The following is a 26,658-nucleotide window of genomic DNA, read 5'->3' on the forward strand; positions in this document are numbered from 1 at the left end:
TTACCCGACGCCTCTAGTGCAGCCTCAGAGCGCTACGCAGGAGGGCCCAGGTTCAGGCAGACGACGACGCCCCGCACAGCGGGTGCTGTGCGGGGCGCCGTCGGTGCTTGGTCGCGGTTACGCGTTCGCAGCTGGGCGGACGGCCTTGGCGGCGTCGACCAGGTTGCGCAGCGAGGCGGTGACCTCCTCGTTGCCGCGGGTCTTCAGACCGCAGTCCGGGTTGACCCACAGGCGGTTGGCCGGCACGGCCTTGAGTGCGGCCTGCAGCGACTTGGTCATCTCCTCGGTGGAGGGGACGCGCGGCGAGTGGATGTCGTAGACACCGGGGCCCACACCGTTCTTGAAGCCGACGGCGTTCAGGTCGTCGAGGACCTCCATCGCCGAGCGGGCCGCCTCGATAGAGGTGACGTCGGCGTCGAGATCGGCGATCGCGCCGATGACCTCGCCGAACTCCGAGTAGCACAGGTGCGTGTGGATCTGCGTGGTGTCCTCGACGCCCGCCGTCGACAGGCGGAACGAGTCCACCGCCCACTTCAGGTACTCGGGCTTGTCGGCGTCGCGCAGCGGCAGCAGCTCGCGCAGGGCGGGCTCGTCGACCTGGATGACGCCGATGCCGGCCTTCTCCAGGTCCACGCACTCGTCGCGGATCGCCAGGGCGATCTGGTTGGCCGAATCCTTCTCCGGCTGGTCGTCGCGCACGAACGACCACGCGAGGATGGTGACCGGGCCGGTCAGCATGCCCTTGACCGGCTTCTTGGTCTTCGACTGCGCGTAGGTGATCCAGTCGACGGTCATCGGCTGCTGGCGCACGACGTCGCCGAAGAGGATCGGCGGGCGCACGCAGCGGGTGCCGTACGACTGCACCCAGCCGTTCTGCGTCGCGAAGAAGCCGTCGAGCTGCTCGGCGAAGTACTGCACCATGTCGTTGCGCTCGGGCTCGCCGTGCACCAGGACGTCCAGGCCCAGGTCTTCCTGCAGCTTGATGACGTCGTCGATCTCCGAGCGCATCCGGTTGTTGTACTCGGCCTCGTCGATCTCGCCCTTGCGGAGCGCGGCGCGGGCGTTGCGGATCGCGGCGGTCTGCGGGTACGAGCCGATGGTGGTGGTCGGCAGCAACGGGAGGCCGAGGCGCTCCTGCTGGGCGGCCAGGCGACCGGCGCTCTCTCCGCGGGCCAGCTGGTCCTCGGTGACGGCGGCCAGGCGCTCGCGCACCGCGGCGACCTTCACGCGCGGATCGGTGGCCCGGGTCGCCAGTGCGGCGGCCGAGGCCGCGAACTCCTTGGCGGCGGCATCCTTGCCCTTGGTGAACGCGGTCGCCAGGACGCGGACCTCGCCGAACTTCTCGGCCGCGAAGGCCAGCCAGCCGCGCAGGTTGTCGTCGAGCTCGGTCTCCGGGTCCAGCGAGTACGGCACGTGCAGCGTCGAGCAGGAGGTCGACACCGCGACGGAGCGGGCGAGGCCCTTGACCGACTCGAGGGTGGCCAGGGCCTTGTCGAGGTCGGTGCGCCAGATGTTGCGGCCGTTGACCACGCCGGCGACCAGCAGCTTCGACGAGAGCGACGGCACCTTCTTGAGGGTGTCGGCGCTGCCGTAGACCAGGTCGACGCCGATGGCCTCGATGTCGGTGCCGGCGAGGGCCTCGAGGACCTTGGCGCCGGGGTCGCCGAAGTAGGTGTTGACGAAGATCGACGGACGGTTCTTGGCGCCCGACAGGCGCGCGTAGACCGAACCGGCGACCTCGGCGGCGGTCGAGACCTCGTCGGCGTTGTCGACGATGTCGGTGACCAGGACGGGCTCGTCGATCTGCACCCACTGCGCACCGGCCTCGGCCAGCTTGCCGAGCAGCTGCTCGTAGACCTCGACGACCTCGTCGATCTTCTCGAACGGGCTGGTGTCATCGGTCGACTTCGCCAGCGCCAGGAAGGTGATCGGACCGATCACGACCGGGCGGGCATCCTTGCCGCCGGCCTCGGCCAGCTCGGCGAGCACCTTGGTGGCGTCCAGCTTGTAGTCGGTCTCGGCCGACAGCTCTGGCACCAGGTAGTGGTAGTTGGTGTCGAACCACTTGGTCATTTCCAGCGGCGTCAGCTCGGCGGTGCCGCGGGCGGCCGCGAAGTAGCGGTCCAGGTCGTCGGTGACCGACGCGAAGCGCGGCGCGAGCGCGCCCAGCATGATCGCGGTGTCGAGCATCTGGTCGTAGTACGAGAAGGTGTTGACCGGGATCGAGTCGAAGCCGGCGGCGCGCAGCTGCTTGGTGGTGTCCGCGCGCAGCCCGGCGGCGACCTTCTCCAGCGACTTACGGTCGGTCTGACCCTTCCAATAGCTCTCGATGGCCCGTTTGAGCTCGCGGTTCGGGCCGATGCGGGGGGTTCCGTCGACCGTCGCGGTGAAGTCCGGTGCCTGTGACATGTGTGTAGCGCTCCTGGTTTTTCGCATGCGTGTGGTGGCGGCTCGGCCGCCTCGCGGGGCACGGTGTGCCGGGCGTGCCACCGGGCATTGCCACAGCCGTGGCGCCAGGGCCTACGACTCGGCCGATGCAGCGTGGGCCAGGGGCTCCTCATACCCGCCGCTCACCGGTAGCGCGTCCATCCTATCGGACTCGTCGGCGGGGGCCGAACCCAGCGCTCGGGCGGCGGCGAGGGCGGCGAAGAAGCCGACCAGGCCGGCCCATCCGAGGGGTGCGCCCAGGCTCATCTTGGCCATCACGAGGATGGCGACGCCGCCGGCACAGAGCAGTGCGCCCATGGCCGCCGCGCGGACGCCGGTCGCGGTGACGTCGTCGTCCCACCAGGGCAGGCGACGGTGCTCGGCCGGCAGCAGGGCGACGAACATCGCGGTCATCACGACGGCGAAGGCGGCGGCCCGCAGCGCCAGCAGCGGCCAGAAGTACGGCTGGGCCGGGTCGTAGGCGTCGAGGCCGGCGACGTGCAGCAGGGCGATCGTCGCGACGATGGCCGGGATGTGCCACAGGTACAGCGTCATCGCGCCGCCGTTGCCGATGGCGACCCAGCGCCACACCCGCGGGCGCCGTGCCCACCGGCCGATCTGCCGCGCCGCGGCGACGAACGCCAGGCTCATCCACACGCAGTGCAGGCCGAGGACGACGGTCGGCGGGGTGACATTCGACAGCTTCTCGTTGCCGGTCACGACCAGGGACACCTCGTAGGGTCCGACGGCGTCGACGACGACGTTCAGCGCGAGGGCGCCGACGGCGATGGCCAGCGCGGCGGTCGGGGTGATCCGGCGGCGGGCATAGGCCACACCGATCGCGGCGGGGATCAGCCACACGAACACGAAGTTCGGCATGCCCCAGGCCATCGAGTCGAAGTGGATGCGGGCGGCGTCGCACAGGGCGGCGGCGACGAGCAGTCCGACGACCACGAGCGCGAACCCCCGTCGGGTCCGCAGGTGCGCGAGTACGGGGACGAAGGCCAGGATCACGATGTAGACGCCGATGAACCAGAGCAGGGCTACGCACTGCTCGCCCATCCGGGCGGCGACGGTGGGGCCGGCGAAGAAGCGGGTCGCCGCCAGTGCCAGGCTCCATGCCGCCAGGTACCAGAACACCGGCCGGGCCAGGCGCTGGGTACGGCGGAGCAGCCACACGCCCCAGGGCTGTCGGTCGCCCACCGATCGGCTGTCGAGGCCGTAGGCGGCCGACGCGGCACCGGCGAGGAAGAACAGCGGCATGATCTGCAGGATCCACGTGAGCGGCTGCAGGTGCGGGACCTGGGCGAGCAGGTTGCCCGTCTTCACGCCGTCGGAGTTGACGGTCGCGAGCACGAAGGTGCAGTGCCCGAACATGACGACCAGGAGGCTGACGATGCGGGCGACGTCGACGGCGCGGTCGCGTGCGGCGGGCGTACCCGCGGCAACGCGGCTGGCGGAGGGAAACACAGAGAGGCTCATGGGTTCAATCTTGTGCTGCGGCCGTGCCGATCGGATGTGTGGTTCTACTCAGTCGCGGTAGGGAGTTGCAACCGTTTGGGCCCCGCGTGCGTCCAAAGAGTATGACGACAACACTGCCGATCGACCACGACGGGGCCGTGCGCCGCCGCACTGTCGTCGCGTCCGGGATGAGCGCGACCACCCTCTACCGCGCGGTGACGGCGGGCGCCCTCGAGCGCATCGGATCCGGCCTGTACGTCCCGGTGGGGGCCGTCGCGCCCGAGGCCCGGCACCGGCTGATGCTCGGCGACGTGACCAGCTCGGCGGCGGTCGTCCTCAGCCACGAGTCGGCGGCCGTCGTGCACGGACTGCCGATGCTCAAACCCGACCTGCGGGACGTCCACGTCACGGTGCCGCAGGAGACGCAGCGGGTGCGCGGGAACCTGCGGCGCGTGCACGTCGCGGAGCTGGGCGCCGATGAGGTCGCCGAAGTCGGTGGGCACACGGTCACCGTGCTGGAGCGGACCGCCGTCGACGTGGCGGCGGCGGCACCGCTGCGGTTCGCCGGTGCGCTCGCGGTGTTCGACGCCGCGCTGCGCCGCGGCGCGCAGCCGGCGGTGCTGGCCGTTCTCGTGCGCAACCGCGGATCGGGGGTCCTGCGGCGGGCACTCGCGTGTGCGTCGCCGTTGGCCGACGGCGTGGGGGAATCGTGGTGTCGCGCCCAACTGCTGGCGGCCGGTCTGCCGCGCCCACGGCTCAAGCACCCCGTCGTCGACACCGGCGGTGAGGTGCTGGCCGAGCCCGACATGAACTGGCGGCACCGGGTGCTCGGCGAGTTCGACGGGACGGCGCGCTACCAGCGCATCCGGGTGAAGGGCGACTCGAACCTGTCGGCCGCGTGGCGGGCCATCGCCCGCGACGACAAGCTGCGCGCGCGGGGCGTGCGCGTCCTGCGGTGGACGTGGACCGACCTGGAGCGCCGGGATGTGGCCGTTGCTTGCCGGTTCCTGCTGGGTCGTCGCGGCCTGCTCTGCTAGAGCGACTGCAGGAACCGTTCGACGACGGGGAGCGCGTCGTCGAGGCTTTGCTGCCGGCCCGACCGCGGTTGTCCGACCGGAGGCTGCCCGGCGGCGGCGGTGATCAGCGACATGAGCTCGCCGGTGGTCGGTTCACAGACCGCCCACGTGAAGCGGGATTCGTCGGCCCAGCCCTCGTCGGCGGCCACGACGAAAGCGGCGGGATCGTCGATGCCGAGGTCGGCCAGGGCGGGCACGTCGCTCACCCGATCGTCGTCGCGCAGGGCCCGCAGATACCAGGCTCCGGCGTTGATCTCGACGGCTTCCACCGCGCGCGGGGCTACTTGATCTCGACGAGGACGGTGCCCGCGGTGACGGCATCGCCGGCGGCGACGGACAGGCCGGTGATGGTGCCGGCCTTGTGCGCGTTCACCGGGTTCTCCATCTTCATGGCCTCGAGGACCAGGATGAGGTCACCCTCCGCGACCTCTTGGCCGTCGGCGACGGCGACCTTGACCACGGTGCCCTGCATCGGCGCGGGGATCGAGTCGCCCGAGGGCGTCAGACCGCCGGACTTGGCACGCGTGCGCGCCTTGGGCTTGCGCCGCACGGCCCCGGCGCGGGCCCCGCCGCCGACGAGGTCGGCCGGCAGGGACACCTCGACGCGGCGTCCCTCGACTTCGACGACGACGGTCTCGCGCGGCGGGGTGTAGTCCTCGTCGGCGGTCTCGGCGCCGCCGAACGGCTCGATTTCGTTCTTCCAGTCGGTCTCGATCCACTTCGTGTAGACGTCGAACTTCTTGCCGTTGCCGATGAAGGCGGGGTCGTCGAGGACGGCGCGGTGGAACGGGATGACGGTGGCCAGGCCTTCGACCCGGAACTCGTCGAGGGCGCGGCGGGCACGTTCGATGGCCTGCTCGCGGGTGGCGCCGGTGACGATCAGCTTCGCGAGCATCGAGTCGAACTGGCCGCCGATGACGTCGCCCTGGCGCACGCCCGAGTCGACGCGGACGCCGGGGCCGGCCGGTTCGCGGTAAACCGAGATCGGACCCGGCGCGGGCAGGAACCCGCGGCCGGCGTCCTCGCCGTTGATGCGGAATTCGAACGAGTGGCCGCGCGGCTCGGGGTCCTTGGTGATGTCCAGCTTCTCGCCCTGGGCGATGCGGAACTGCTCGCGGACCAGGTCGATGCCGGCGGTTTCCTCGGTGACCGGGTGCTCGACCTGCAGGCGGGTGTTGACCTCGAGGAAGGAAACGGTGTCGCCCTGCACGAGGTACTCGACCGTGCCGGCGCCGTAGTAGCCGGCCTCCTTGCAGATGGCCTTGGCGGAGGAGTGGATCTTCTTGCGCTGCTCGTCGGACAGGAACGGCGCGGGCGCCTCCTCGACGAGTTTCTGGAAGCGGCGCTGCAGCGAACAGTCGCGGGTGCCGGCGACGACGACGTTGCCGTGCTGGTCGGCGATCACCTGCGCCTCGACGTGGCGCGCCTTGTCCAGGTACTGCTCGACGAAGCACTCGCCGCGACCGAAGGCGGCGACGGCCTCACGGGTCGCGGACTCGAAGAGTTCGGGGATCTCGTCGATGGTCTGCGCGACCTTCATGCCGCGGCCACCGCCGCCGAAGGCGGCCTTGATCGCGACCGGCAGGCCGTGCTTCTTCGCGAAGGCGACGACCTCGTCGGCATCGGCTACCGGGTCCTTGGTGCCCGCGGCCATCGGGGCCTTCGCCTTCTTGGCGATGTGGCGTGCGGTGACCTTGTCGCCCAGGTCGCGGATCGACTGCGGCGACGGGCCGATCCAGGTGAGCCCGGCATCGATCACGGCCTGGGCGAAGTCGGCGTTCTCGGACAGGAATCCGTAGCCGGGGTGGATGGCGTCGGCGCCGGACTTCTTCGCGGCGTCGAGGATCTTGTCGAAGACGAGGTAGGACTCGGCCGAGGTCTGTCCGCCCAGGGCGAAGGCCTCGTCGGCGAGCTGCACGAACAGGGCATCGGCATCGGGCTCGGCGTAGACGGCCACGCTGGTGATCCCGGCGTCGCGCGCCGCACGGATCACGCGGACAGCGATCTCGCCGCGGTTAGCGATGAGGACTTTGCTGATCGTGGCTTTTCGGGGCACGGAGTCTCCTGTGGGTGGCTGCGTAGTGCTCATCGAAGTCTAGTGGTCGGCGGACCGCACCTCACACTAGCCCCTGGAGGTGTGCCGAACTGTGTTCTGCCACGTCCGCGATGACCGCGGCGATCGCGTCGGCGTAGGCCCGGACGTCGTCGCCGAGCTCGGCGGGGAAGCGGGCCGACAGCCGCAGTCCGGCGGGCGTCCGATTGATCCAGAGGTACACCTCGTCATCGGCGTAGCGGTGGCTGCGCACGACGCGGGACCGTCCGGCGTCCTCGGCCGCGGCATCCGGTGCCGACCGGGTGTCGAGGAAGGAGACGACGAACTGCGGCGCGTCCGTGGTGCCCAGAATCTCCGCGACGCGCAGCAGCGGCAGCGACGCGGCGACTCGGGCCCGGCGCAGCTCGGCCGACGCCCGCACGGCGAGCTGGGTGAAGGTGGTCGCGCCGACGAGGTCGAGTTCGAACGGCGACAGCGAGACGAACCAGCCGAGCGAGGCCTGCCACTGCGGCTCGTGCCGGGTGTGGCGGGGGAGGACGGCGCGGAACCTCGTCGTGCCGGTCCGATCGGCAGAGGCGTGCGCGAGGGCGGCCATCACACCCGCGAACAGGGTGGTGCCGGCGCCCGAGCACACGGCGGTGAACTCGCCCGTCGTCGCGTCGTCGGCCAGCAGGGCGTAGTATGACTCCTGCGGCCGGGCGTCGGCCGGCGCCCCCTCCTCGTAGCCGCCGACGGCGAAGCCGTGCGCGTGCTCCGGCAACGACGCGGGCACGGCGGCCGGCAGCGTCGGATACCGCGGCATGCCCTCGGCGAGGAAGGCCGCCCACGCCTGCACCGCCGGGTGTGAGTCGTCGGCGTCGTCGGCGGTGTGCCGTTCGGCGGCGCTGTAGTCGACGTAGCTGCCGACCGCGTCGTCGGGGAGCAGCGGTCGGGAGGGCGCGCCGTGCGCCCTGCGCCCGGCGGCGACGACGGCCGAGCGGTACAGCGCGCGCAGCTCGGGGACGGCGGAGACGAGCGAATAGCCGTCGAGCAGTGAGTGGTCGCCGGCGAACAACAGCGTGAACGACGCCTCCCGACCGACGGTCGCGAACCGGTAGGCCGGCCAGCGGACCGGCGCGGTGCTGCGGTCGAACCAGCCCGCCACCTGGTCGATCAGGAGCGCGGAGTCGTGGTACCAGCCGATGCGGCTCATCTTCAGCTTCACCGCGCCGGGGTCGACGGTGAGGCGCCGAAAGCGGCGGTCGTCGATCGGGTCGTCGGCGACGACGTGGCTGCGCAGCACCTCGTGCCGGTCGATCCAGGCGGTGAGGGCGGTCCGGATCGCCGGGATCGACAATGGCTCGTCGAAGTCGATCGACACGCCGAGCCACGACTCGCGGCCACCGGTGTGCCCGGTCTCGCGCTGGTAGGCAAGGGCGTCGTGCAGGTGCTGCTCGTGGTTGTACGACGTCGAGCGCGGATCCTCGGTCAGCGCGGCGGTGCCGCTGAGCACCGGCGTCCACTCGACGAGCCCGCCCGGCTCCAACGGCAGGTCGAGGATCTGCAGGAAGTCCATCTACCCGGTGCGCGCGATCGCGGCCTTGATGCGGGCGAGCATGCCGGCCAGGCCGCGCAGCCGCAGCGGGGACACCACCGAGGCGAGGCCCAACTCGCTGCCGAAGTCGGCCGGCACGGCGGCGATGGCCGCCGCGGGTTGACCGTCGAGGCCCTGGTGCAGGATGGCGGCGAACCCGCGTGTCGTGGGTGCTTCCCGCGGCGCGCTGAAGTAGAGGCGGACGGCCGAGGGGTCGGCGGCGTCGACGGACAGGAAGATCGGCGACTGGCACTCGGGGACCGGTTCCATCGCCGCGGTCTCCAAGTGGTCGGGCAGCGGCGGCAGCTCGTCGGCGAGTTCGAGCAGCAGCGTCGTCTTGTCGGCGTCCGACAGTGCGGCGAAGTCGTCGACGATCTCGGCGAGCGGCGCGGGCAGTTCGCTCACTTCGCCGTGCCCGGAACGGCCCCCGGCTCCTCGCCGACGACGATGGGCACCCGGACGCGATTGCCCCACTCGGTCCACGAGCCGTCGTAGTTGCGGACCTTGTCGAAGCCGAGCAGGTGGGTCAGCACGAACCAGGTATGGCTGGACCGCTCGCCGATGCGGCAATAGGCGATGGTCGGCTCGGCCGGATCGAAGCCGCCGTAGATCTCGTCGAGTTCGGCGCGCGAGCGGAACCGGCCGTCGGGGGCGGCGGCCTTGGCCCACGGGATCGACACCGCGGTGGGGATGTGGCCGCCGCGCAGCGCGCCCTCCTCCGGGTAGTCGGGCATGTGGGTGCGCTCGCCGGTGTACTCCTGCGGGGAGCGGACGTCGATCAACGGCTCGTTGCCGAGCGCGGCGAGGACCTGGTCGGCGTAGGCGCGGATCTTGCTGTCGTCGCGCTCGACGACGGGGTAGTCGCTGCGCGGGTAGTCCGGCACGTCGAAGGACGAGTCGCGGTCCTCGGCGAACCAGGCGTCGCGCCCGCCGTCGAGCAGTCGGACGTCGGGGTGGCCGAAGAGGGTGAACACCCACATCGCATAGGCGGCCCACCAGTTGCTCTTGTCGCCGTAGATGACGACGGTGTCGTCGCGGCTGATGCCCTTGGACCGCATCAGCTCGGCGAACTGCTCGCCGTCGATGTAGTCGCGGGTCACCTTGTCGTTGAGGTGCAGGTGCCAGTCGATCTTCTGCGCCGTCGGGATGTGCCCGATGTCGTAGAGCAGCACGTCCTCGTCGGACTCGACGACCTTCAGCCCGGGCGAGCCCAGCTTGCCCGCCAGCCAGGCGGTGCTGACCAGGCGCTCGGGATGGGCGTAGTCGGCGAACGCCGGGTTCGGGTCGAGCTCAACACCCATGGGACGGGCCTTTCGTAGCGCGGGCTGTGCTGCCGAGACTACCGCGCGTCCGGTGCCCACAGCGTGGTGACATCCACGTCGACGCGGGCCAGCAGCCGCCGGGTGAGCGGCAGGCCGATGCCCAGCACCGAGGAGGGGTCGCCGTCGATGCCGTTGACGAACCAACCGCCCAATCCGTCGAGGGTGAAGGCGCCCGCCACGGCCAGTGGCTCGCCGGTGGCGACATAGGCGTCGATGGTCGCGTCGTCGACGCGGGCGAAGCGGATCTCGGTGGACTCGGTGTCGGTGGCGCGGTCGACGGGGGCGCCGTCGCGGATCCTGGTGACGCAATGCCCGGTGAGCAGGTCGGCGGATTGGCCCGACATCTGCTTCCAGCGCGCGCGGGCGACCTCGGGCGTGTGCGGCTTGCCCATCAACTCGCCGCGCAGGTGGAGCATCGAGTCACAGGTCAGCAGGACCGCGTCGGCGCTGTCGAGACGGGGGACGAGGGCATCGGCCTTCGCGACGGCCAGTCGGCTGACGATCTCCGCGGGCGGGGCGGCGCCGAGTTCGGCGATCAGGCCGTCTTCATCGAGGTCGGCGACCAGGACCCGCGGGTCCAGGCCGGCCTGCCGCAGGACTCGCAGGCGGGCCGGGGAGGCGGACCCGAGAACGACCTCGACGGCGGCGGTCACCAGAGGCGGTTGTAGAAGCTGGACGCGCTCGCCCACCGCGGCGCCAGCAGTTCGGCCGGCTGGCCCCACTCGTCGCGGGTGACGTTCTTCTCCGCGGCCACGGCCGCGGCCTTGGCGGTGATGACCGCGGTGATCGCGGCGATCTGCTCCGGCGTCGGGTTGCCCTTGACGATCTCGACGAGGCCGTCGTGCTCGGCGGCGCTCACAGCGGAATGTTCCCGTGCTTGCGCGGCGGCGTGACGACGACCTTGCGGCCCAGCAGGCGCAGCGCGGTCGCGATCTGGCCGCGGGTGTGGCTGGGCGGGATGACCGCGTCGACGTAGCCGCGCTCGGCGGCGACGTACGGGGTGATGTAGGCGTCCTCGTACTCGGCCTGCAGCGACGCCATCAGCTCGTCGAGGTTCTCGCCCTTGTCCTTCGCCTCGGCGATCTTGTCGCGGTGCAGGAACTCGACCGCGCCGGGCGCGCCCATGACCGCGATCTGCGCGGTCGGCCACGCCAGGTTCACGTCGGCGCCCAGGTGCTTGGACCCCATGACGTCGTAGGCGCTGCCGTAGGCCTTGCGCGTGATGACGGTGACCTTGCCGACGGTGGCCTCGCCGTACGCGTACAGCAGCTTCGCGCCGCGGCGGACGATGCCGCTGTGCTCCTGGTCGGTGCCGGGCAGGAAGCCGGGCACGTCGACGAAGGTGACGATCGGGACGCTGAAGGCGTCGCAGGTGCGCACGAAGCGGGCGGCCTTTTCCGACGCGTCGATGTCGAGACAGCCGGCAAGCTCGTCCGGCTGGTTGGCGACGACGCCCACGGAGATGCCGTCGATGCGGGCGAAGCCGATCACGATGTTCTTGGCCCGCCCGGGCTGCACCTCGAGGAAGTCGCCGTCGTCGACGACGCGGGTGATGATCTCGCGGCTGTCGTACGGCTGGCTGGGCGAGTCGGGGATCAGCGAGTCCAGCTCGCGGTCGGCGTCGGTGAGGTGGTCGGCGATGGGACCAGCGCCGAGGGTCGACGTGGTGCGCGGCGGCTCGGCGCGGTTGTTGCTCGGCAGGAAGGACAGCAGGTCCTTCACGTAGTCGAGCGCCTCCTTCTCGTCGGCGGCCACGTAGTGGGCGTTGCCGGCAGTGGTCATCTGCGCAGCGGCGCCGCCGAGCTCGGCGGGGGAGACGGTCTCGCCCGTGACGGTCTTGATGACCTCGGGATCGATGAGGTACATCTCGCTGGCGTCGTCGACCATCACGACGAAGTCCGACAGCGCCGGGGTGTGGACGTGCTCGCCGACGGCGGCGCCGAGCACCACTGCGATCTGCGGGACCACGCCGGAGGCGCGGATGTTGCGCTGGAAGATCTCGCCGTACTTGGCGAGCGCGACGACGCCTTCCTCGAGGCGTGCGCCGGCGCCGTCGACGATCGCGACGACCGGGCGGCCCGACTTGAGGGCGAGGTCGAGGACCTTGATGATCTTCTCGCCGTACATCTCGCCGAGGCTGCCGTCGAAGACGGTCGCGTCCTGCGAGTACACGCAGATCTCGCGGCCGTCGACCGTGCCGTAGCCGGTCACGACGCCGTCGCCGAGCGGCTTGTTGGCGCCGAGGCCGAAGTTGTTGGTGCGGTGCTTGACCAGCGCGTCGATCTCGACGAACGAGCCCTCGTCGAGCAGCTGCTCGATGCGCTCGCGGGCGGTCAGCTTGTTCGCCGCGTGGACCTTCTCGATCGCCGCCTCGCCGAGCGGTTGCCGGGTCTCGGCCAACCGGTTCCGCAGATCGGCGAGCTTGCCGGCGGTCGTGTGGATGTCGATGGCCGACGAGTCCTCAGATGCGGTGGTCATGGGGATTGATGCTATCGAGCCGCGAGTGGCGCGCGCCAGCACCCCCGCGCATAGGGTTGGGGCATGTCCGAACTCATCGAGCAGCTCGCCGGGACCCGGTGGAACCGCATCGACGTCGTCGAGTCGACCGGATCCACCAACGCCGACCTCGCCGCGGCCGCGGCGACCGAGGACATCGACGGCCGCGTCCTGATCGCGCGCCACCAGACCGCGGGCCGCGGCCGGCACGACCGGCGGTGGACGACCGGGCCCGCCGGGGCGCTCACCTTCTCGGCGGGCGTGCGGGTCGGGGAGCCGACAGCGGCGATGGGCTGGCTGTCGCTGCTGGCCGGCGTCGCGGTGGCCGACGCACTGGCGCGCGGCATGATGTTCGACGCCGCACCCGGGCTCAAGTGGCCCAACGACGTGCTCATCGGCGACCGCAAGGTCGCCGGGGTGCTGTCGGAGTACTCGAACGGCCAGGCCGTGATCGGCATGGGCATCAACACGTCGATGAAGGCCGACCAGCTGCCGGTGCCGGAGGCGACGTCGGTGTTCGTCGAGACCGGCCGCGGCATCGACGACGACGAGCTCGCCGTCGACATCCTGCGCGAGCTCGACGCCGAGCTGGCCCTCTGGCCCGACCGCCTCGACGAACTCGCCCAGGAGTACCGGCGCAAGTGCCTCACGCTCGGCCAGCGGGTCAAGCTGCTGCTACCCGGGGACAAGACGCTCGTCGGGACGGCCGTCGACCTCGACGACCAGGGGCGCCTGCTGGTGACCGCCGACGGCGGTTCGACCACCGCCGTGGCCGCCGGCGACGTCACGCACCTGCGCGCGCAATCGGACTAGACGCCGGTCAGCGCTTGGTCGACTGCGTGCCGACCATCGGGATGAGGCCCAGGATCGGCAGTCCGATGACCAGGGCGAGCACCGCGGTACAGATCGACGTCGCGAGGTTGCCTCCGGTCTGCAGCAGCAGCGGCGACACGACCGCGGCGATGAGCAGCAGGGCGCCGATCCAGCTGAAGAAGCTGTTCGGGGCCGGGGTGATCAGCTGCAGCACGTACCAGAACGCGGCCGCGAAGATCGCCGCCAGGAAGCCGAAGATTGCGTAGGTGGTGACGGCGCCCTCGTCGAGGTGCACGGCCTCCACGTTCTTGGTGGCGGTGGTGATGATCCAGGCGACCAGGCCGACCGCGAGCGCGACGACCACACCGGTCATCAGGACGCCGCCGACGAACAGCACCGGGTTGACCGCCGGCGCCGGGACGATGGGCTGGCGACGCGTCTGCTGGTCCCACTGGCCGGTTTCCTCGGCGTAGTACTGCCCGGTGTACTGCCCGGTCGGGTACTGCTGCGGCGCCTGCTGGTGGCCCTGCGTGTAGGCCCGGGTGCCCGGTGCGGGGTCGTGCGGGTCGCGGTAAGACATGTGCCCCAGTCTAGGCACGACCTATGCTCGTCGGCATGGGTTACCCCGAGCAGAGCCTGGCACCCGGCGAGAGCGTGGTGCTGCACCGACATCCGCATTGGAAGTTGATGGTCGGGCCGCTGCTGGTGTTCGCCGTCGTCACGCTCCTCGCCGGTGTTCTCGGCGGGATCATCACCGGTTCCACGCTCACCGGCGGCAGTCGGACCGCGGCGTTCACCGTGCTCGCCGTCTTCTGGGGGATCGCCCTGATCTGGTTGGCGCTGCGTCCGCTGGTCACCTGGGCGACGACGCACTTCGTCGTCACCGACCGCCGCGTGATGTACCGGAACGGCATCGTCGCGCGCTCGGGCATCGACATCCCGATCGCGCGCATCAACACCGTCGAGTTCCGCCACGGCCTCATGGACCGGATAATGCGGACCGGGTCGCTGACGATCGAGTCGGCCGCCGACGAACCGTTGACCTTCATCAACATCCCCGACGTCGAGCGGGTGCACGCCCTCCTCTACGAAGAGGTGTTGGAGGATCACGGAGACAGGTACGACGACCATCGCGCGTTCGCAGGGGAGGACCGATGACCGAGGTGTTGCTGGCCGAGGACGATTCGGCCATCGCGGAGCCGCTGGCCCGCGCGCTGACCCGCGAGGGGTACGGATGCGTCGTCGTCGGCGACGGCGCCAGTGCACTGGAGCAGGCCGGCGATCCCCGCTTCGACCTGCTGGTGCTCGACCTGGGGCTGCCCAAGATGGACGGGTTGGAGGTGTGCCGCCAGTTGCGCACCCGTCGGCCCGAGCTGCCGGTGCTGATGCTCACCGCGCGCACCGACGAGGTCGACTTCGTCGTCGGCCTCGACGCCGGTGCCGACGACTACGTGGGCAAGCCCTTCCGGCTCGCCGAGCTGATGGCGCGCGTGCGCGCCCTGCTGCGCCGCAAGAACGTGGTGGCCGACGAGGAGGTCCTCGTCGGCGGCGACATCGTGCTCGACACCCGGGCCCGCCGGGTCCTCGTAGACGGCGAGGACGTGGTGCTGGCCAACCGCGAGTTCGATCTGCTGCACTTCCTGATGGAGCGCCCCGGGCAGGTGGTGTCCCGCGAGGAGCTCGTCACCCAGGTGTGGGGGTCGGCCGACCTCCGTTCGTCGAAGACCCTCGACATGCACATCTCCTGGCTCCGCCGAAAGATCGGCGACGACACCGCCGACGGTCGGCGCCACATCGTCACGGTTCGCGGGATGGGTTTCCGGTTCGATGCCTAGACCGGGCGGGCGTTAGATGCAGCAGCGGATCCGCCGGTCGATGATCGGCATGGTGCTGATCGTCGGCATCATGCTCGGCCTGCCGCTGTCGCTGATCGCCTGGTGGTGGACCGACGACAACGCCCATCAGGACCTCGACCTTCGGCTCAAGCACATCGCCACCGAACTCATCCGCCTGGAGGGGCCCGGCGGCGCGCTCGACCCCTCGGCGGTCTCGTCGTCGCGGCTGGGCGTCTTCATCCCCGACCGCGGCATGCTGCGCGTCACCCACCACACCCCGGGCGTCGCCGGCTCGGACCAGGCGGGCCCGGTGACGACCACCACCCTCGGCAGCCCGGTCAGCGGCCGCGAGTTCACCGATTCGATCGACCTCGGCGACGCCGGCAACGTCGAACTGGCGATCCCGCTGAGTTCCGTGCGGCGCGACCAATGGGCCGGGGTGGGCATCGTCGTGGTCGTCGTCATCGCCTCGGTGGGCGCGGGCACCGTCGTCGCCACGGTGACCGCCCGGCGGCTCGCCGAACCGCTCACCCAGGTCGCCGACCGGGCGTCGGCGATGGCGCAGGGCGACTTCCGCTCGGAATGGCCCGAGTACGGGATCCCCGAGCTCGACCGCGTGTCCCGCGCGATGCGCGCGGCCAACACCGAGATCGCCACCCGGTTGGACCGGGAGGCGGGCATCGTCGGCGAGGTCTCCCACCAGCTGCGCAGCCGCCTCACCGCGATCCAACTGCGCCTCGACGAGCTCGCCCTGCACGACGACGACAACGTGGTGGCCGAGGCCGAGGCCGCCGCCGGTCAGGTCGACCGATTGAGTCGCGAGCTCGACGAGATGGTCGTCGCCTCGCGCGCCAGCGGGGACACCCCGCCGACCGCCGTCGACGTCGCCGCAATGGTCGACACCCTCGTCGACGACTTCCAGCCCGCGTTCGCCGCCGCCAAGCGCGAGCTGCGGCACGCGCGCCGCGTCGGTCCGACCGTCGCGTGGTCGACGCACCCGAGTCGGCTGCGCGAGGCGGTGTCGGTGCTGCTGGACAACGCGCTGCACCACGGCAGCGGTACGTGCACCGTCGCCATCGACGGCCTGGAGTCCTCCGGCATGCTGCGGGTGCGCGTGGCCGATCAGGGGTCAGGAATCCCGGACGAACTGGTCGACAAGATCTTCCGCCGCGGCTTCACCAGCGGTGTGTCCAGCGGATCCGGGGTGGGGCTGTCACTCGCCCGAGCGCTCGTCGAGGCCGACGGTGGCCGCCTGGAGCTCACGTCGCGCCGACCGCCGGTGTTCTCGATCGTCGTGCCCGCGGTTGCGCCGCTCGAACCGGTCCGTCGGGACCGGGTGCCGCACCGCTGACTAGGACGCGTCGACGGGTTCGGCGACCGGCTCGAGGGCCTGCAGGCGGCTGGAGCGCACCGCGCGGAACGTCCAGAACTTGTTGACGATGAAGTTGATCGGCATCGTGATCATGATGGCGATCAGCTGCGCCCAGTACTCGCGGGAGTGGATCCCGGACGACTCGTGGAAGAACGGCTCCGGCAGGTAGACCGGGCTGCTCGGGTTGGTGAGCGCGACCTTGATGATCAGGCCGACGGCCGCCGCGACCGAGCCGACCGCGAGGAAGGGCCAGAACTCCTCCCACCAGGTCGCGTGCTTGCTGGAGCGGAACGTCCAGGCGCGGTTGAGCTGGAAGTTGTAGAGGTTGGCGACGAAGAAGGCGACGATCCACACCAGCGCGGTGAACCGGAAGTTGAAGTCGGTGCCGGGGATGCTCCACAGCACGTTCTGGGCGTTGATCGAACCGCCGTTGGCCTTGTTCATGAGCACGGTGACGACCATGTTCACCAGGACGCCGGAGCCGCCGACCATGCCGAACTTGACCAGCTGGCGCAACGAATTGCTGTAGCGGTCGTAGAGATTGGTGAGCATGGCGTCCCTTCTTCGAAGGTCGAGTGTACTCAGCTTCGGTACCCGCCCCGCCGCCATGACAGGATGGACGCGTGCACAGACGCTCTTCGACGATGCCGGTGGTCACCATGGTCGGTGGCGGCCAGCTGGCCCGGATGACGCATCAGGCGGCGATCGCGCTGGGCCAGTGCCTGCGCGTGCTTGCTTCCTCCGACGACGATCCGGCGGCACAGGTGAGCGCGGACATCGTCCTCGGTTCGCACGACGACCTCGACGACCTGCGCCACGCCGCCGCCGGGTGCGCCGCCTTCACCTTCGACCACGAGGGCGTCCCGCTCGAGCACCTCATCGCGTTGGAGGCCGAGGGCGTGCCGGTCCGACCGCCGTCGAAGGCGCTGCACTTCGCCCAGGACAAGCTGGCGATGCGGCAGCGGCTGCGCGAGCTCGGCTTGCCGGTGCCCGACTTCGTCGACCTCGCCGACCGCTCCGCCGCGCGCGACGCGCTCATCTCCTTCGGTGAGCAGCACGGCTGGCAGATCGTCCTCAAGGCGGTCCGCGGCGGCTACGACGGTCGTGGCGTGTGGTTGCTCGACGATCGCGACGCGGCGCTGGCGGTGCTCGACGGCGCCGACGACGCGACGCGGCTGATGGCCGAGGCCAAGGTGCCGATGCGGCGCGAACTGTCCGCCCTGATCGCCCGTTCGCCGTTCGGCCAGGGGTCCGCGTGGCCGGTGGTCGAGACGATCCAGCGCCACGGTCAGTGCGCGGTGGTCCTCGCGCCCGCGCCGGAATTGGCCGCCGACGTCGCCGAAAAGGCCCAGCAGATGGCGCTGCGCCTGGCCGAGGAACTCGGCGTCGTCGGGGTGATGGCGATGGAGCTGTTCGAGACCGACGCCGGCGAACTCGTCGTCAACGAGTTGGCCATGCGCCCGCACAACAGCGGGCACTGGACGATGAACGGCGCCGTCACCTCGCAGTTCGAGCAGCACCTGCGCGCCGTCCTCGACTACCCGCTGGGACAGACCGACGTCGTCGCCGGGCCGGTGGTCATGGCCAACGTCCTCGGCGCCGCGCAGTCGCCGTCGATGACCATGGACGAGCGGGTGCACCACCTGATGGCCCGCCTGCCGGAGGCGAAGATCCACCTCTACGGCAAGGGCGAACGGCCCGATCGCAAGATCGGACATGTCAATATCGTGGGAGCGCCCGGCGCCTCGGTCGACGAGGTTCGCGAGCGCGCCGAGCGGGCGGCGACCTGGTTGTCGACCGCCACCTGGACCGACGGATGGGATGAGCACCGTGAGTGAACGCCGGGGGCCGCGCGTCGGCCTGATCATGGGCAGCGACTCAGATTGGCCGACGATGGAAGCCGCTGCCGAGGCACTCGCCGAGTTCGGCGTGCCGTTCGAGGTGGGCGTCGTGTCCGCGCACCGCACCCCGCAGCGCATGCTCGACTACGCCAAGGGCGCCGCGGACCAGGGCATCGAGGTCATCATCGCCGGGGCCGGCGGCGCCGCGCACCTGCCGGGCATGGTCGCTTCGGCCACGCCGCTGCCGGTGATCGGCGTCCCCGTTCCGCTCAAGTACCTCGACGGCATGGACTCGCTGCTGTCGATCGTGCAGATGCCCGCGGGCGTCCCCGTCGCGACGGTGTCCATCGGCGGCGCGCGCAACGCGGGCCTACTAGCCGTGCGCATCCTGGCCGCCGGCGACGAGTCGTTGCGCGCGAAGATGGTCGCCTTCCAGCAGGGGCTGGCGGACATGGTCGCCGACAAGGACGAGGCGCTGCGCAAGAAGCTGCTGGGGCACTAGCCGTGGCCGCGCCGGACCTGCTGCCCGTGCGGGTGATCGACGTCGGGGGCAAGGGCCCCGAGGACGTCCTGGTCGCCGACGACGGCACCGTCTACACCGGACTCGAGGACGGTCGACTGCTGTCGATCAACCCCGAGACCGGGGCCGTCGACCAGATCGGCGACACCGGTGGGCGACCGCTGGGCATCGAGTTCCTGCCCGACGGTCGGCTGCTGGTGTGCGACGCGCACAAGGGGCTGCTCGCCGTCGACCCCCGCACCGGTCAGGTCGAGCCGCTGGTCACCGAGATCGGTGGTCGACCGATGTTGTTCTGCAACAACGCCGCGGTCTCGTCGGCCGGTGACATCTGGTTCACCGACTCCTCGACGCTCTACCCGATCGAGCAGTGGAAGAACGACCTCGTCGAGGACACGCGCACCGGTCGCCTGTTCCGGCGCAGCGCCGACGGTGAGGTGACCACCGTGATCGAGCGGCTCGGCTTCGCCAACGGCGTCGCACTGGCCGCCGACGAGTCCTTCGTCTGCGTCGCCGAGACCGCAGCGCGGACCGTCGTGCGCCACTGGCTGACCGGGCCGCAGGCCGGGACCAGCGACTATCTCGTCACCGGATTGCCCGGCTACCCGGACAACATCGCCCGCGGCAGCGACGGGCTGATCTGGGTGACCATCGCCTCGCCCACCGAGCCGGTCGTCGAAGGACTCCAGCGCGGGCCCGGGTTCCTCGCCAAGGCGGCGATGCGGATGCCCGAGTTCCTCCAGCCCAAGCCGAAGCAGACGGTGCGCGTCCAGGCCTTCGACGACGACGGCCGGCTCCGTCACGACGTGCGCGGCGACGCGTCGGCCTTCCACATGGTCACCGGTGTGCGCGAGCACGACGGGCAGGTCTGGCTCGGCAGCCTGGAGACCGATGTCGTCGGCGTCATCGCGCTGCCTCGCTGAGCGACAAAACATGCTCTGGCCGCCCATTCCGGCGGTATAGGGTGACAGCCGTGACAGACCCGTTTTCGCAGCAACCGTTCCCGCAGCAGCCATATCCGCAGCAGCCGTACGACCTGGGTCAGCCGGTGGTAACCATCGGCGACATCACCTGCACGTCGACGGAGGTCATCACCCCGTCGGGCACCTTCCCGATCGCGGGCAGCCAGTGGTCCGTCACCGACATGTCGATGACCTACGAGAAGATCTCGACGTTGGGCATCGTGCTCGCCGTGGTGTTGCTGTGGGCCTGCCTGCTGAGTCTGCTGTTCCTGCTGATGAAGGACCGCGTGACCACCGGCTGCATCCAGGTGATCGTGCGTGGCGCGAACGGTGAGCAGCACGTCACGACTATTCCGGCGACGAGCCCGGCGACGATGATGGATGTGTCCAGTCGGGTGAACTATGTGCGGACCCTGGGTGCTGCCCTGTGATGCGGCCGCGGTACGGGGATAAGGTTGCGCGATGAGTGCTCCGGACCCGTACCCGTCGCCATCGAATCAACCGTCTGGGTTTCCTCCGCCTGCCTATCCGCAACAGCCTGGTTACCCGCAACAGCCTGGTTACCCGCAGCAGTACGGCTACGCCCAACACCCGGGCCAGCAGGTTCAACCCGGCTATCCCGGATATCCCGGGTACGACGCGTACAACGGCATGCTGTCGGACAAGAGCAAGATGACCGCCGGGTTGCTGCAATTGTTTCTCGGGGGATTCGGGGCTGGGCGCTTCTACCTGGGGTACACGGGTTTGGGGATCGCCCAGCTGGTTCTCACCCTGTTCGGGATCGTGACCTCGCTGGTATTCATCGGCCTCTTCATCCTGCTGGGTGTCGGGATCTGGGTCCTCATCGACGCGATCATGATCCTCGGTGGCAACGTGACCGATCCCTTTGGACGCCCGTTGCGGCCCTGACGGGCCCCTAGGGCACCTGGACGATGTCGAGATCTACTTGCTCGACCAGCTCGAACCCCATGCGCTCGTAGAGCGCCCGCGCCGGGTTGTCGGCCGTGGTGTGCAGGAACGGGACGTCGCCGCGCCGGGCGATGTGGGCGCCGACCGCGCGGATCAGGCGCTCCGCCAGTCCCTGGCCGCGTGCCTGTGGCGCCGTCGCGACCGCGCTGATCTCGCCCCAGCCGGGCGGGCGCATCCGCTCACCGGCCATCGCGATGAGCGCTCCGTCGGCGTCGCGGAAGCCGAGATAGCGGCCGAGCTCGATGGTCCGTCGGCTGAAGGGCCCCGGCTGAGCGACATCGATCAGGGCGAGCATGTCGTCGACGTCGTCGGGTCCCAGGACGAGCGCCGCCGGGTCCGGCCGCGTCCGCACATCGGCGCCGGAGTACATCACCAGCGGGAACGTCCGCAGCTTGCGCCACCCGTCGGGCAGCGGCGCGCGGTAGTCGCGCAGCCCGACGGTCCCGCCCGGACCGGCCAGTTCCGCCAGGTCGGTCCAGTCCCGGTCGTCGAGCACCGGGGGATGCGCGTAGAAGACCGAGACGTCGGGGTCGTAGCGGCGGATGCGGCCGCGGTGCTCGGCGAATCGCTTCTGTGGTCCGCGCAGGGCTTCGCCCACCGGGTCCGCCGGTGGCCGTACTCGGGTCGACATCAGGAGACGGTCACGCCGAGCTTGGTCTGGAAGAACGCGACGACCTTGTCGAGGGCGTCGCGGGTCGGTTCGCCCGGCGCGTCGATGAGGTGCTCGGTGACCACCGAGTGCGGTACCGGCAGTACCGCGTCGGGGTTGGCCGCCGAGTCGGGGAGCTCGATCCCGATGAAGGCGTCGCCGAGTTGCTCGCGCAGGAACTCGAAGCGCTCGGCGGGGACCATCGGATCACCCTCGAAGCGCATGCCCAGCACCTGCAACCCGCCGGCGCAGCGCATCTTCACCCGGTCGAGATCGGCGTCGGAGATGTCGATGTTGCGCGCCTTGCCGATCGGGCGCAGCGGCAGCGACGGCTGGGACAGGACCGGAGCGATCATCGTGTCGTCGACGGCCATGGCCAGAGCGAAGCCGCCGGTCAGACACATGCCGATCGCGCCGACGCCGGGTCCGCCGCACCGCTCGTGGGCCTCGCGGGCCAGCGCGCGCAGCCACGTCACGACGGGGGAGCTGCGCCCGGTCGCGAAGATGGTGAACTCGCGGCTGACGCAGACCTTCGTGAGCAGGCTGCCGGTCATCTTGGCCGTGTTCGCCAGGTCGGCGGGCTTCGCCGACGGGCGCGGGTTGAACCCGTCGACGCCGAACAGCGACGGCATGAACACGGTGCAGCCGGCGTCGACGACCCGACGGGCGAAGTCGGCGACGAGCGGCGTGACGCCGGGGATCTCGGAGATGACGATGACCGCCGGGCCGGTGCCCTTCACGTACACCGGGTTGGTCTTCCCGTCGGCGGTGAACTCCTCGAGGGTGAAGTCGTCGAGCGCGTCGACGGCCATCACCGCTCCCCGGCGAGGATCGTGCCGTTGAGGACGTAGTCGAACCCGCGGGCGGGGATCTTGGCACCCTTGGCGATGTCGGGGGAGTCGGACGGGACGACCACCGGCCCGACGACCGTGATCTTCTTGCCCTTGCGGATCACCTCGAAACGCCCCGCCGCCTGGACGTTCTTCACCCAGTCGGTGTCGGGGCCGTAGGTGAGCACGATGGACAGGCGCTTGCCCTCCACCCACGCCAGGACCGGGATGGAGTAGCGGGTGCCGGACTTGCGCCCGACGTGCTCGACCATCGCCCACGGCGCGAGTCGGGGAGCCCACTGGCGCTGGATGGGGTTCGTGACCTTCTTGTTGAAGCGCGCGACGGCGTAGGGGATCTTCATGTCGTTCAGTCTGGCCCATCGGGAATACTTGGGTCCATGACTGCGATAGATCCGCGCACCCAGGGTGCCGCCGACGTGGCGGAGTTCCGGATGCGGGTCGTCGCGGCGGCGACCGGTCTGTTCGCCGAGCAGGGCTATGACGCGACGACGGTCGACGAGGTCGCCGCCGCGGCGGGATCGTCGCGGCGAACGCTGTTCCGCCACTTCCGGTCGAAGGAGGATCTGGTCTTCGTCGACCACGAGACACTCCTGGAGCGGGTCGACGATCTGCTCGACGAATCCGCCGACGACCCCTGGTGGTCGGTGTGCGCGGCGGCCGAGTTGGTGTTCGCGCACTACGCGTCGAACCGGGAGCTGGCCCGCCGCCGCTACACGCTGGTGTCGCACACGCCCGCGCTGCGCGATCGGGAGCTGGTCACCGCGTATCGGTACCAGCGCGCCTTCGAGGACCACCTGCGCCACCGCCTGCCGGAGGTGCCGGCCGAGCGGATTATCGCGTACGCCGCCGCGGTCACCGCGGTGCACAACTACCTGCTGCGGTCGATGCTGCGCGGCGATGCGGCGGCGACGGCGCAGCGCCTCGCCGCCGAGTTGCGCGCGTTGTACGACTCGCTGGCCGCACACTGACGAACCCCGATACGGTCAGGGGGAATCTCGGCGATTCGATTGACTGGCACTGCGTGCCATGTTGGACTGGACCCCACATGCGTTGGCACTGAGTGCCAGGAGGAGTAAACCAATGGCCTACGGCAACCCCGATTTCGACCTGTTCCAGCTCCCCGAGGAGCACCAGGCGCTGCGCGAGGCGATCCGCGCGCTCGCCGAGAAGGAGATCGCGCCGCACGCGAAGGACGTCGACGAGAACGCCCGCTTCCCCGAGGAGGCCCGCAAGGCGCTGATCGCCAGCGGTTTCAACGCGATCCACGTCCCCGAGCAGTTCGACGGCCAGGGCGGCGACTCGATCGCGGCCTGCATCGTGATCGAGGAAGTCGCGCGCGTCGACGTCTCCGCGTCGCTCATCCCGGCGGTCAACAAGCTGGGCACCATGGGCCTGATCCTGTCCGGCGACGACGCGCTCAAGCAGCAGGTGCTGCCGTCGATCGCCTCCGGCGAGGCGATGGCGTCCTACGCGCTGTCCGAGCGCGAGGCCGGCTCGGACGCCGCGTCGATGAAGACCCGCGCCCGCAAGGACGGCAACAACTGGGTGCTCAACGGCAGCAAGTGCTGGATCACCAACGGCGGCCAGTCCACCTGGTACACCGTCATGGCCGTCACCGACCCGGAGAAGGGCGCGAACGGCATCTCGGCGTTCATCGTCCACAAGGACGACCCCGGCTTCACCGTCGGACCGCTCGAGCACAAGCTGGGCATCAAGGGCAGCCCGACCGCCGAGTTGTACTTCGAGGACTGCACGATTCCCGAGGACCGCATCATCGGCGACGAGGGCACCGGCTTCAAGACCGCGCTGGCCACCCTCGACCACACGCGCCCGACGATCGGCGCACAGGCCGTCGGCGTCGCCCAGGGCGCGCTGGACGCGGCCATCGAGTACGTGAAGGACCGCAAGCAGTTCGGCAAGACCATCAGCTCGTTCCAGGGCGTCGAGTTCATGATCGCAGACATGGCGATGAAGGTCGAGGCCGCGCGCCTGATGGTCTACTCCGCGGCTGCTCGCGCCGAGCGCGGCGAGAAGAACCTCGGCTTCATCTCCTCGGCGTCCAAGTGCCTGGCCTCCGACGTGGCGATGGAGGTCACCACCGACGCCGTGCAGCTGTTCGGCGGCGCCGGCTACACCACCGACTTCCCGGTGGAGCGGATGATGCGCGACGCCAAGATCACCCAGATCTACGAGGGCACCAACCAGATCCAGCGCGTGGTCATGAGCCGCGCACTGCTGCGCTGACCCGACCCCCTCGACGCCAACAGGGGCCGACGCGGAACTCCGCGTCGGCCCCTGTTGTGCTCGAGCCGTGCTTGTGTGCTGAAGGTCAGCTCGAGCCCATGGATCCGAGCCCTCCCGAGCTCGATCCGCTGGTATTTCCGGCGCCGGGGATGACGCCCTCGACCGGCATGGATCCGCGCACGGCGGTGCGGAAGCTGATCAGCGAGCGACGCAGGTGGTTGGCGCTGGTCACGACGGTGACGCCGCCGGCGCGGCCGCGCCACAGCATCGGTGCGACGAACTTGGCGTTCTCCGCGGTCGACGTCGAGCGGTTCTCGGTGGCGATGCGACGGGCCGAGACGCCGTGCTTGACCAGCCAGTCCTTCATCGCGCGGGCCTCGCTGCGCCCGGCACGCCGGTTCGTCATGCCGCCGGTGGTGATGATCGAGGACATCGGGAAGCCGCGGGCCAGCGCCAGCGCCGCCTGCAGACGGGGGATGAGGACCCGCGGCACCTTGCCGTTGTTGTTCAGGCGCGCGCCCAGCACAACGATGCGGGTGCCGGCCGGGTTCAGGTTCAAGATGACCGGCGGGCGGCCGGTGAGGAGTTCGAGGTCCGAACAGGTCTGGGCGACCTGGTAGGTCGGGATCAGGCAGCCGGTCGTGGAGATCAGGCCGTTCCAGAGCTGCGCGCCGTCGGCCTCGGCGGTGGGAGCTGTCGTCGCCTGCAGGGCGGTACCGACGGTCGCGCTCACCGCGAGCGCGGCGAGTCCCAACTTCACCTTGGTCAACACGGGTTCCAACGTAATCCCGCGACACACCGCCCGCCAGGTGGTGCCGCGCAACCGTTGCCCCGGCGTAATCCGTTTGTGAGCGAGTGGTCCGCCTGCGAGGCTGATCCGCATGACCGGGACGCTGCGCACCGAGCGATTGATCCTGCGCGCACCGGCCGAGGATGACATCGACGCGATCTACCGGGCCTGCCAGGACCCCGACATCCAACGGTTCACACTCGTGCCGGTGCCCTACACGCGCGGCGACGCCGAGCACTTCGTCCGCGTCACCGCCGCCGCGCCCGAGTCGGTCACGCGGGTGATCACGACGCGCGACGGCGACTTCGTCGGCTGCATCGGCGTCGTCGAGCGCGGCGATGGCGAAGGCTCCCTCGGGTACTGGTGCACACCCGCGCAGCGGGGTCGGGGGTACCTCTCCGAAGCCCTGCGGGCCGTCGTCGACGACGCGTTGAGTCCGCAAGGGCAGGGCCTGTGCTGGCTCAGCTGGTCGGCGCTGCCGGCGAACGAGGCGTCGGCGCGGCTCGCCGCACGTGCGGGCTTTCGGTACGGCGGGCTCCGCGTCCACCGCAACAAGGGCCGCGACGAGGTGGTCGCGACGGCCTCGCTCGGCGTCGCCGACGACCGCACACCGCAACAGTGGCCGCCCATCCGGGCACGCTCGGCGAAAATGTGGGCACGCTCGGCGGGAAAGTGGGCACGCTCGGCGAAAATGTGGGCACGCTCGGCGATTAGGCGAGGGTGAGGGTCGCGCGCTCGGTCGCGGTGCGGTCGGCGAGCTTGGCCTCGTCGGGATGGGCGACGGCGACCAGGCTCGCGCCGGCCACCAGTGGACCGAGGAGGTTGGCGGTGATGTCGTCGGCGTCGCGCCACGGCCTCGTCGACAACACCCGGTCGCCCGCGGCGATGCCCGCGGTTGCGGCGGCCGTGCGGGCGGCGGCGAGGACGTCGTCGGCCGACGTACCGGCGAAGCCGTCACCGGTGCCGCCGGGGGTGAAGCCGTCGCCGTGGATGCGGACCGCGGGTCCGAAGTCGACGACGCCGAGCGGCAGGTCGGCGATACCCATCCCGAACGGGTCTAGTGGCACGGCGACCACTTCTTCGGCGTCGGGGTGCTCGTCGAGGCGGTCGGCCGTGGTGAACACCGCCCGCGCGTCACCGTCGCCGGGGACGACGGTGACCCCGGCCCACCAGGCGCCCAGCAGCACCGCCGCGGTCTGCCAGTGCTCGGGGAGGTCGACAACGATCTCGTCGCCGGGGGCCAGCCCGAGCTCGTCGCGCAGGAGGTTCGCGGTCTTGGCCGCCCAGTTGCCGAGGGTGAGGGCCGACAACTCGGTGCGCTCGCCGCTGCGGTCGTCGTAGAACGTCAGCATCGGCTGTGTCGGGTCGGAGGTCGCGGTCAGGACCGCGTCGGTGATCGAAGCCACG

General features: G+C 70.4%; 30 protein-coding genes. 13 read left to right on the forward strand and 17 right to left on the reverse strand.

Translation table 11 applies throughout. The features are described 5' to 3' along the window. Positions 1-117: 117 nt before the first annotated feature. Together metE and QM728_RS04780 are read right to left on the reverse strand one after the other, a co-directional pair. Positions 118-2,409 carry a 5-methyltetrahydropteroyltriglutamate--homocysteine S-methyltransferase gene (gene metE / locus QM728_RS04775; RefSeq protein WP_415030904.1) on the reverse strand — a complete coding sequence of 764 codons (2,292 nt, stop codon included), beginning with the start codon at positions 2,407-2,409 and terminating at the stop codon, positions 118-120. A gap of 111 nt (positions 2,410-2,520) precedes the next feature. After that, positions 2,521-3,909, reverse strand: a complete 1,389-nt coding sequence (locus tag QM728_RS04780) for an acyltransferase family protein (RefSeq protein WP_415030905.1) — start codon at positions 3,907-3,909, stop codon at positions 2,521-2,523. Between the two features lie 101 nt (positions 3,910-4,010). On the opposite strand from QM728_RS04780, the gene QM728_RS04785 reads away from it, so the two are divergent. Further along, positions 4,011-4,925, forward strand: coding sequence for a type IV toxin-antitoxin system AbiEi family antitoxin domain-containing protein (locus tag QM728_RS04785; RefSeq protein WP_415030906.1), 915 nt, complete (start codon positions 4,011-4,013; stop codon positions 4,923-4,925). On the opposite strand, the gene QM728_RS04790 is transcribed toward QM728_RS04785, so the two are convergent. From QM728_RS04790 to QM728_RS04825, 8 genes are all read right to left on the reverse strand, one after another. After that, the gene (locus tag QM728_RS04790; RefSeq protein WP_415030907.1) at positions 4,922-5,233 is read right to left on the reverse strand and encodes a hypothetical protein; all 312 of its coding nucleotides are present in this window, start codon (positions 5,231-5,233) and stop codon (positions 4,922-4,924) included. The genes QM728_RS04785 and QM728_RS04790 overlap by 4 nt on opposite strands. An 11-nt stretch (positions 5,234-5,244) precedes the next feature. After that, a complete protein-coding gene (locus QM728_RS04795; protein ID WP_415030908.1) occupies positions 5,245-7,020 on the reverse strand; it encodes an acetyl/propionyl/methylcrotonyl-CoA carboxylase subunit alpha in 1,776 nt (591 codons plus the stop codon). 61 nt (positions 7,021-7,081) lie between these two features. Then, positions 7,082-8,572 carry a condensation domain-containing protein gene (locus tag QM728_RS04800; protein ID WP_415030909.1) on the reverse strand — a complete coding sequence of 497 codons (1,491 nt, stop codon included), beginning with the start codon at positions 8,570-8,572 and terminating at the stop codon, positions 7,082-7,084. Next, a complete protein-coding gene (locus tag QM728_RS04805; RefSeq protein WP_415030910.1) occupies positions 8,573-8,995 on the reverse strand; it encodes a SufE family protein in 423 nt (140 codons plus the stop codon). Beyond that, a complete protein-coding gene (locus QM728_RS04810; protein WP_415030911.1) occupies positions 8,992-9,891 on the reverse strand; it encodes a sulfurtransferase in 900 nt (299 codons plus the stop codon). The genes QM728_RS04805 and QM728_RS04810 overlap by 4 nt, the downstream gene beginning before the upstream one ends. A 38-nt stretch (positions 9,892-9,929) precedes the next feature. After that, positions 9,930-10,565, reverse strand: coding sequence for a Maf family protein (locus QM728_RS04815; RefSeq protein ID WP_415030912.1), 636 nt, complete (start codon positions 10,563-10,565; stop codon positions 9,930-9,932). Then, positions 10,562-10,771, reverse strand: coding sequence for an acyl-CoA carboxylase epsilon subunit (locus QM728_RS04820; protein WP_415030913.1), 210 nt, complete (start codon positions 10,769-10,771; stop codon positions 10,562-10,564). The genes QM728_RS04815 and QM728_RS04820 overlap by 4 nt, the downstream gene beginning before the upstream one ends. After that, entirely contained in the window at positions 10,768-12,390 is a 1,623-nt protein-coding gene (locus QM728_RS04825) for an acyl-CoA carboxylase subunit beta (RefSeq protein ID WP_415030914.1), read from the reverse strand. Before QM728_RS04825 ends, QM728_RS04820 begins: the two co-directional genes overlap by 4 nt. 63 nt (positions 12,391-12,453) lie before the next feature. Here QM728_RS04825 and QM728_RS04830 point away from each other — a divergent pair, with 63 nt between their 5' ends. Continuing rightward, entirely contained in the window at positions 12,454-13,221 is a 768-nt protein-coding gene (locus QM728_RS04830; RefSeq protein WP_415030915.1) for a biotin--[acetyl-CoA-carboxylase] ligase, read from the forward strand. Positions 13,222-13,228: 7 nt separating this feature from the next. Here QM728_RS04830 and QM728_RS04835 read toward each other — a convergent pair whose 3' ends face one another. Continuing rightward, a complete protein-coding gene (locus QM728_RS04835; RefSeq protein WP_415030916.1) occupies positions 13,229-13,801 on the reverse strand; it encodes a hypothetical protein in 573 nt (190 codons plus the stop codon). A gap of 35 nt (positions 13,802-13,836) precedes the next feature. Between QM728_RS04835 and QM728_RS04840 the strand changes: the two genes are divergently transcribed. From QM728_RS04840 to QM728_RS04850, 3 genes are read left to right on the forward strand one after another with little or no spacing between them, the layout of a single operon-like run. Beyond that, positions 13,837-14,379: a PH domain-containing protein gene (locus tag QM728_RS04840; RefSeq protein WP_415030917.1), complete on the forward strand. Its 543-nt coding sequence runs from the start codon at positions 13,837-13,839 to the stop codon at positions 14,377-14,379. Next, positions 14,376-15,056 carry a response regulator transcription factor gene (locus tag QM728_RS04845; RefSeq protein WP_415030918.1) on the forward strand — a complete coding sequence of 227 codons (681 nt, stop codon included), beginning with the start codon at positions 14,376-14,378 and terminating at the stop codon, positions 15,054-15,056. Before QM728_RS04840 ends, QM728_RS04845 begins: the two co-directional genes overlap by 4 nt. Positions 15,057-15,072: 16 nt before the next feature. Beyond that, positions 15,073-16,407 (forward strand): ATP-binding protein, encoded by a 1,335-nt coding sequence (locus tag QM728_RS04850; protein WP_415030919.1) that lies wholly within the window; start codon positions 15,073-15,075, stop codon positions 16,405-16,407. On the opposite strand, the gene QM728_RS04855 is transcribed toward QM728_RS04850, so the two are convergent. After that, positions 16,408-16,980: a GtrA family protein gene (locus tag QM728_RS04855; protein WP_415030920.1), complete on the reverse strand. Its 573-nt coding sequence runs from the start codon at positions 16,978-16,980 to the stop codon at positions 16,408-16,410. It abuts the gene before it with no gap. A 92-nt stretch (positions 16,981-17,072) separates the two neighbouring features. On the opposite strand from QM728_RS04855, the gene QM728_RS04860 reads away from it, so the two are divergent. From QM728_RS04860 to QM728_RS04880, 5 genes are read left to right on the forward strand one after another with little or no spacing between them, the layout of a single operon-like run. Next, positions 17,073-18,266 (forward strand): 5-(carboxyamino)imidazole ribonucleotide synthase, encoded by a 1,194-nt coding sequence (locus QM728_RS04860; RefSeq protein ID WP_415032834.1) that lies wholly within the window; start codon positions 17,073-17,075, stop codon positions 18,264-18,266. Then, positions 18,250-18,771: a 5-(carboxyamino)imidazole ribonucleotide mutase gene (gene purE / locus QM728_RS04865; RefSeq protein WP_415030921.1), complete on the forward strand. Its 522-nt coding sequence runs from the start codon at positions 18,250-18,252 to the stop codon at positions 18,769-18,771. Before QM728_RS04860 ends, purE begins: the two co-directional genes overlap by 17 nt. A gap of 2 nt (positions 18,772-18,773) precedes the next feature. Next, positions 18,774-19,709, forward strand: coding sequence for an SMP-30/gluconolactonase/LRE family protein (locus tag QM728_RS04870; protein WP_415030922.1), 936 nt, complete (start codon positions 18,774-18,776; stop codon positions 19,707-19,709). 50 nt (positions 19,710-19,759) lie between these two features. Beyond that, on the forward strand, positions 19,760-20,179 hold the full coding sequence (locus QM728_RS04875; RefSeq protein ID WP_415030923.1) for a hypothetical protein: 420 nt from the start codon (positions 19,760-19,762) through the stop codon (positions 20,177-20,179). A gap of 31 nt (positions 20,180-20,210) precedes the next feature. After that, positions 20,211-20,657 carry a TM2 domain-containing protein gene (locus QM728_RS04880; RefSeq protein WP_415030924.1) on the forward strand — a complete coding sequence of 149 codons (447 nt, stop codon included), beginning with the start codon at positions 20,211-20,213 and terminating at the stop codon, positions 20,655-20,657. A 7-nt stretch (positions 20,658-20,664) separates the two neighbouring features. Here QM728_RS04880 and QM728_RS04885 read toward each other — a convergent pair whose 3' ends face one another. Genes QM728_RS04885 through QM728_RS04895 form a run of 3 tightly spaced genes read right to left on the reverse strand, consistent with a single transcriptional unit; the run spans position 20,665 to position 22,558 of the window. After that, positions 20,665-21,348: a GNAT family N-acetyltransferase gene (locus QM728_RS04885; RefSeq protein ID WP_415030925.1), complete on the reverse strand. Its 684-nt coding sequence runs from the start codon at positions 21,346-21,348 to the stop codon at positions 20,665-20,667. Continuing rightward, positions 21,348-22,178, reverse strand: coding sequence for a dienelactone hydrolase family protein (locus QM728_RS04890; protein WP_415030926.1), 831 nt, complete (start codon positions 22,176-22,178; stop codon positions 21,348-21,350). The genes QM728_RS04885 and QM728_RS04890 overlap by 1 nt, the downstream gene beginning before the upstream one ends. Further along, a complete protein-coding gene (locus QM728_RS04895) occupies positions 22,178-22,558 on the reverse strand; it encodes a nitroreductase family deazaflavin-dependent oxidoreductase (protein WP_415030927.1) in 381 nt (126 codons plus the stop codon). The genes QM728_RS04890 and QM728_RS04895 overlap by 1 nt, the downstream gene beginning before the upstream one ends. Before the next feature lie 36 nt (positions 22,559-22,594). Between QM728_RS04895 and QM728_RS04900 the strand changes: the two genes are divergently transcribed. Both QM728_RS04900 and QM728_RS04905 read left to right on the forward strand, forming a co-directional pair. Further along, positions 22,595-23,185, forward strand: coding sequence for a TetR/AcrR family transcriptional regulator (locus QM728_RS04900; protein WP_415030928.1), 591 nt, complete (start codon positions 22,595-22,597; stop codon positions 23,183-23,185). Positions 23,186-23,297: 112 nt separating this feature from the next. After that, entirely contained in the window at positions 23,298-24,461 is a 1,164-nt protein-coding gene (locus QM728_RS04905; RefSeq protein ID WP_415030929.1) for an acyl-CoA dehydrogenase, read from the forward strand. An 85-nt stretch (positions 24,462-24,546) separates the two neighbouring features. Here the strand turns inward: QM728_RS04905 and QM728_RS04910 are convergent, their stop codons facing one another. Then, entirely contained in the window at positions 24,547-25,233 is a 687-nt protein-coding gene (locus QM728_RS04910) for a YdcF family protein (protein ID WP_415030930.1), read from the reverse strand. A 109-nt stretch (positions 25,234-25,342) separates the two neighbouring features. On the opposite strand from QM728_RS04910, the gene QM728_RS04915 reads away from it, so the two are divergent. Continuing rightward, on the forward strand, positions 25,343-25,975 hold the full coding sequence (locus QM728_RS04915) for a GNAT family N-acetyltransferase (RefSeq protein ID WP_415030931.1): 633 nt from the start codon (positions 25,343-25,345) through the stop codon (positions 25,973-25,975). On the opposite strand, the gene QM728_RS04920 is transcribed toward QM728_RS04915, so the two are convergent. Further along, complete coding sequence (locus QM728_RS04920; RefSeq protein WP_415030932.1) at positions 25,962-26,657, reverse strand: TIGR03089 family protein; 696 nt, start codon at positions 26,655-26,657, stop codon at positions 25,962-25,964. The two genes, QM728_RS04915 and QM728_RS04920, sit on opposite strands and share 14 nt — an antisense overlap. Between the last annotated feature and the right edge of the window lies 1 nt (position 26,658).

It is taken from the genome of Gordonia sp. (in: high G+C Gram-positive bacteria) (assembly GCF_047602025.1).
In the GTDB taxonomy this organism is placed as follows: domain Bacteria; phylum Actinomycetota; class Actinomycetes; order Mycobacteriales; family Mycobacteriaceae; genus Gordonia.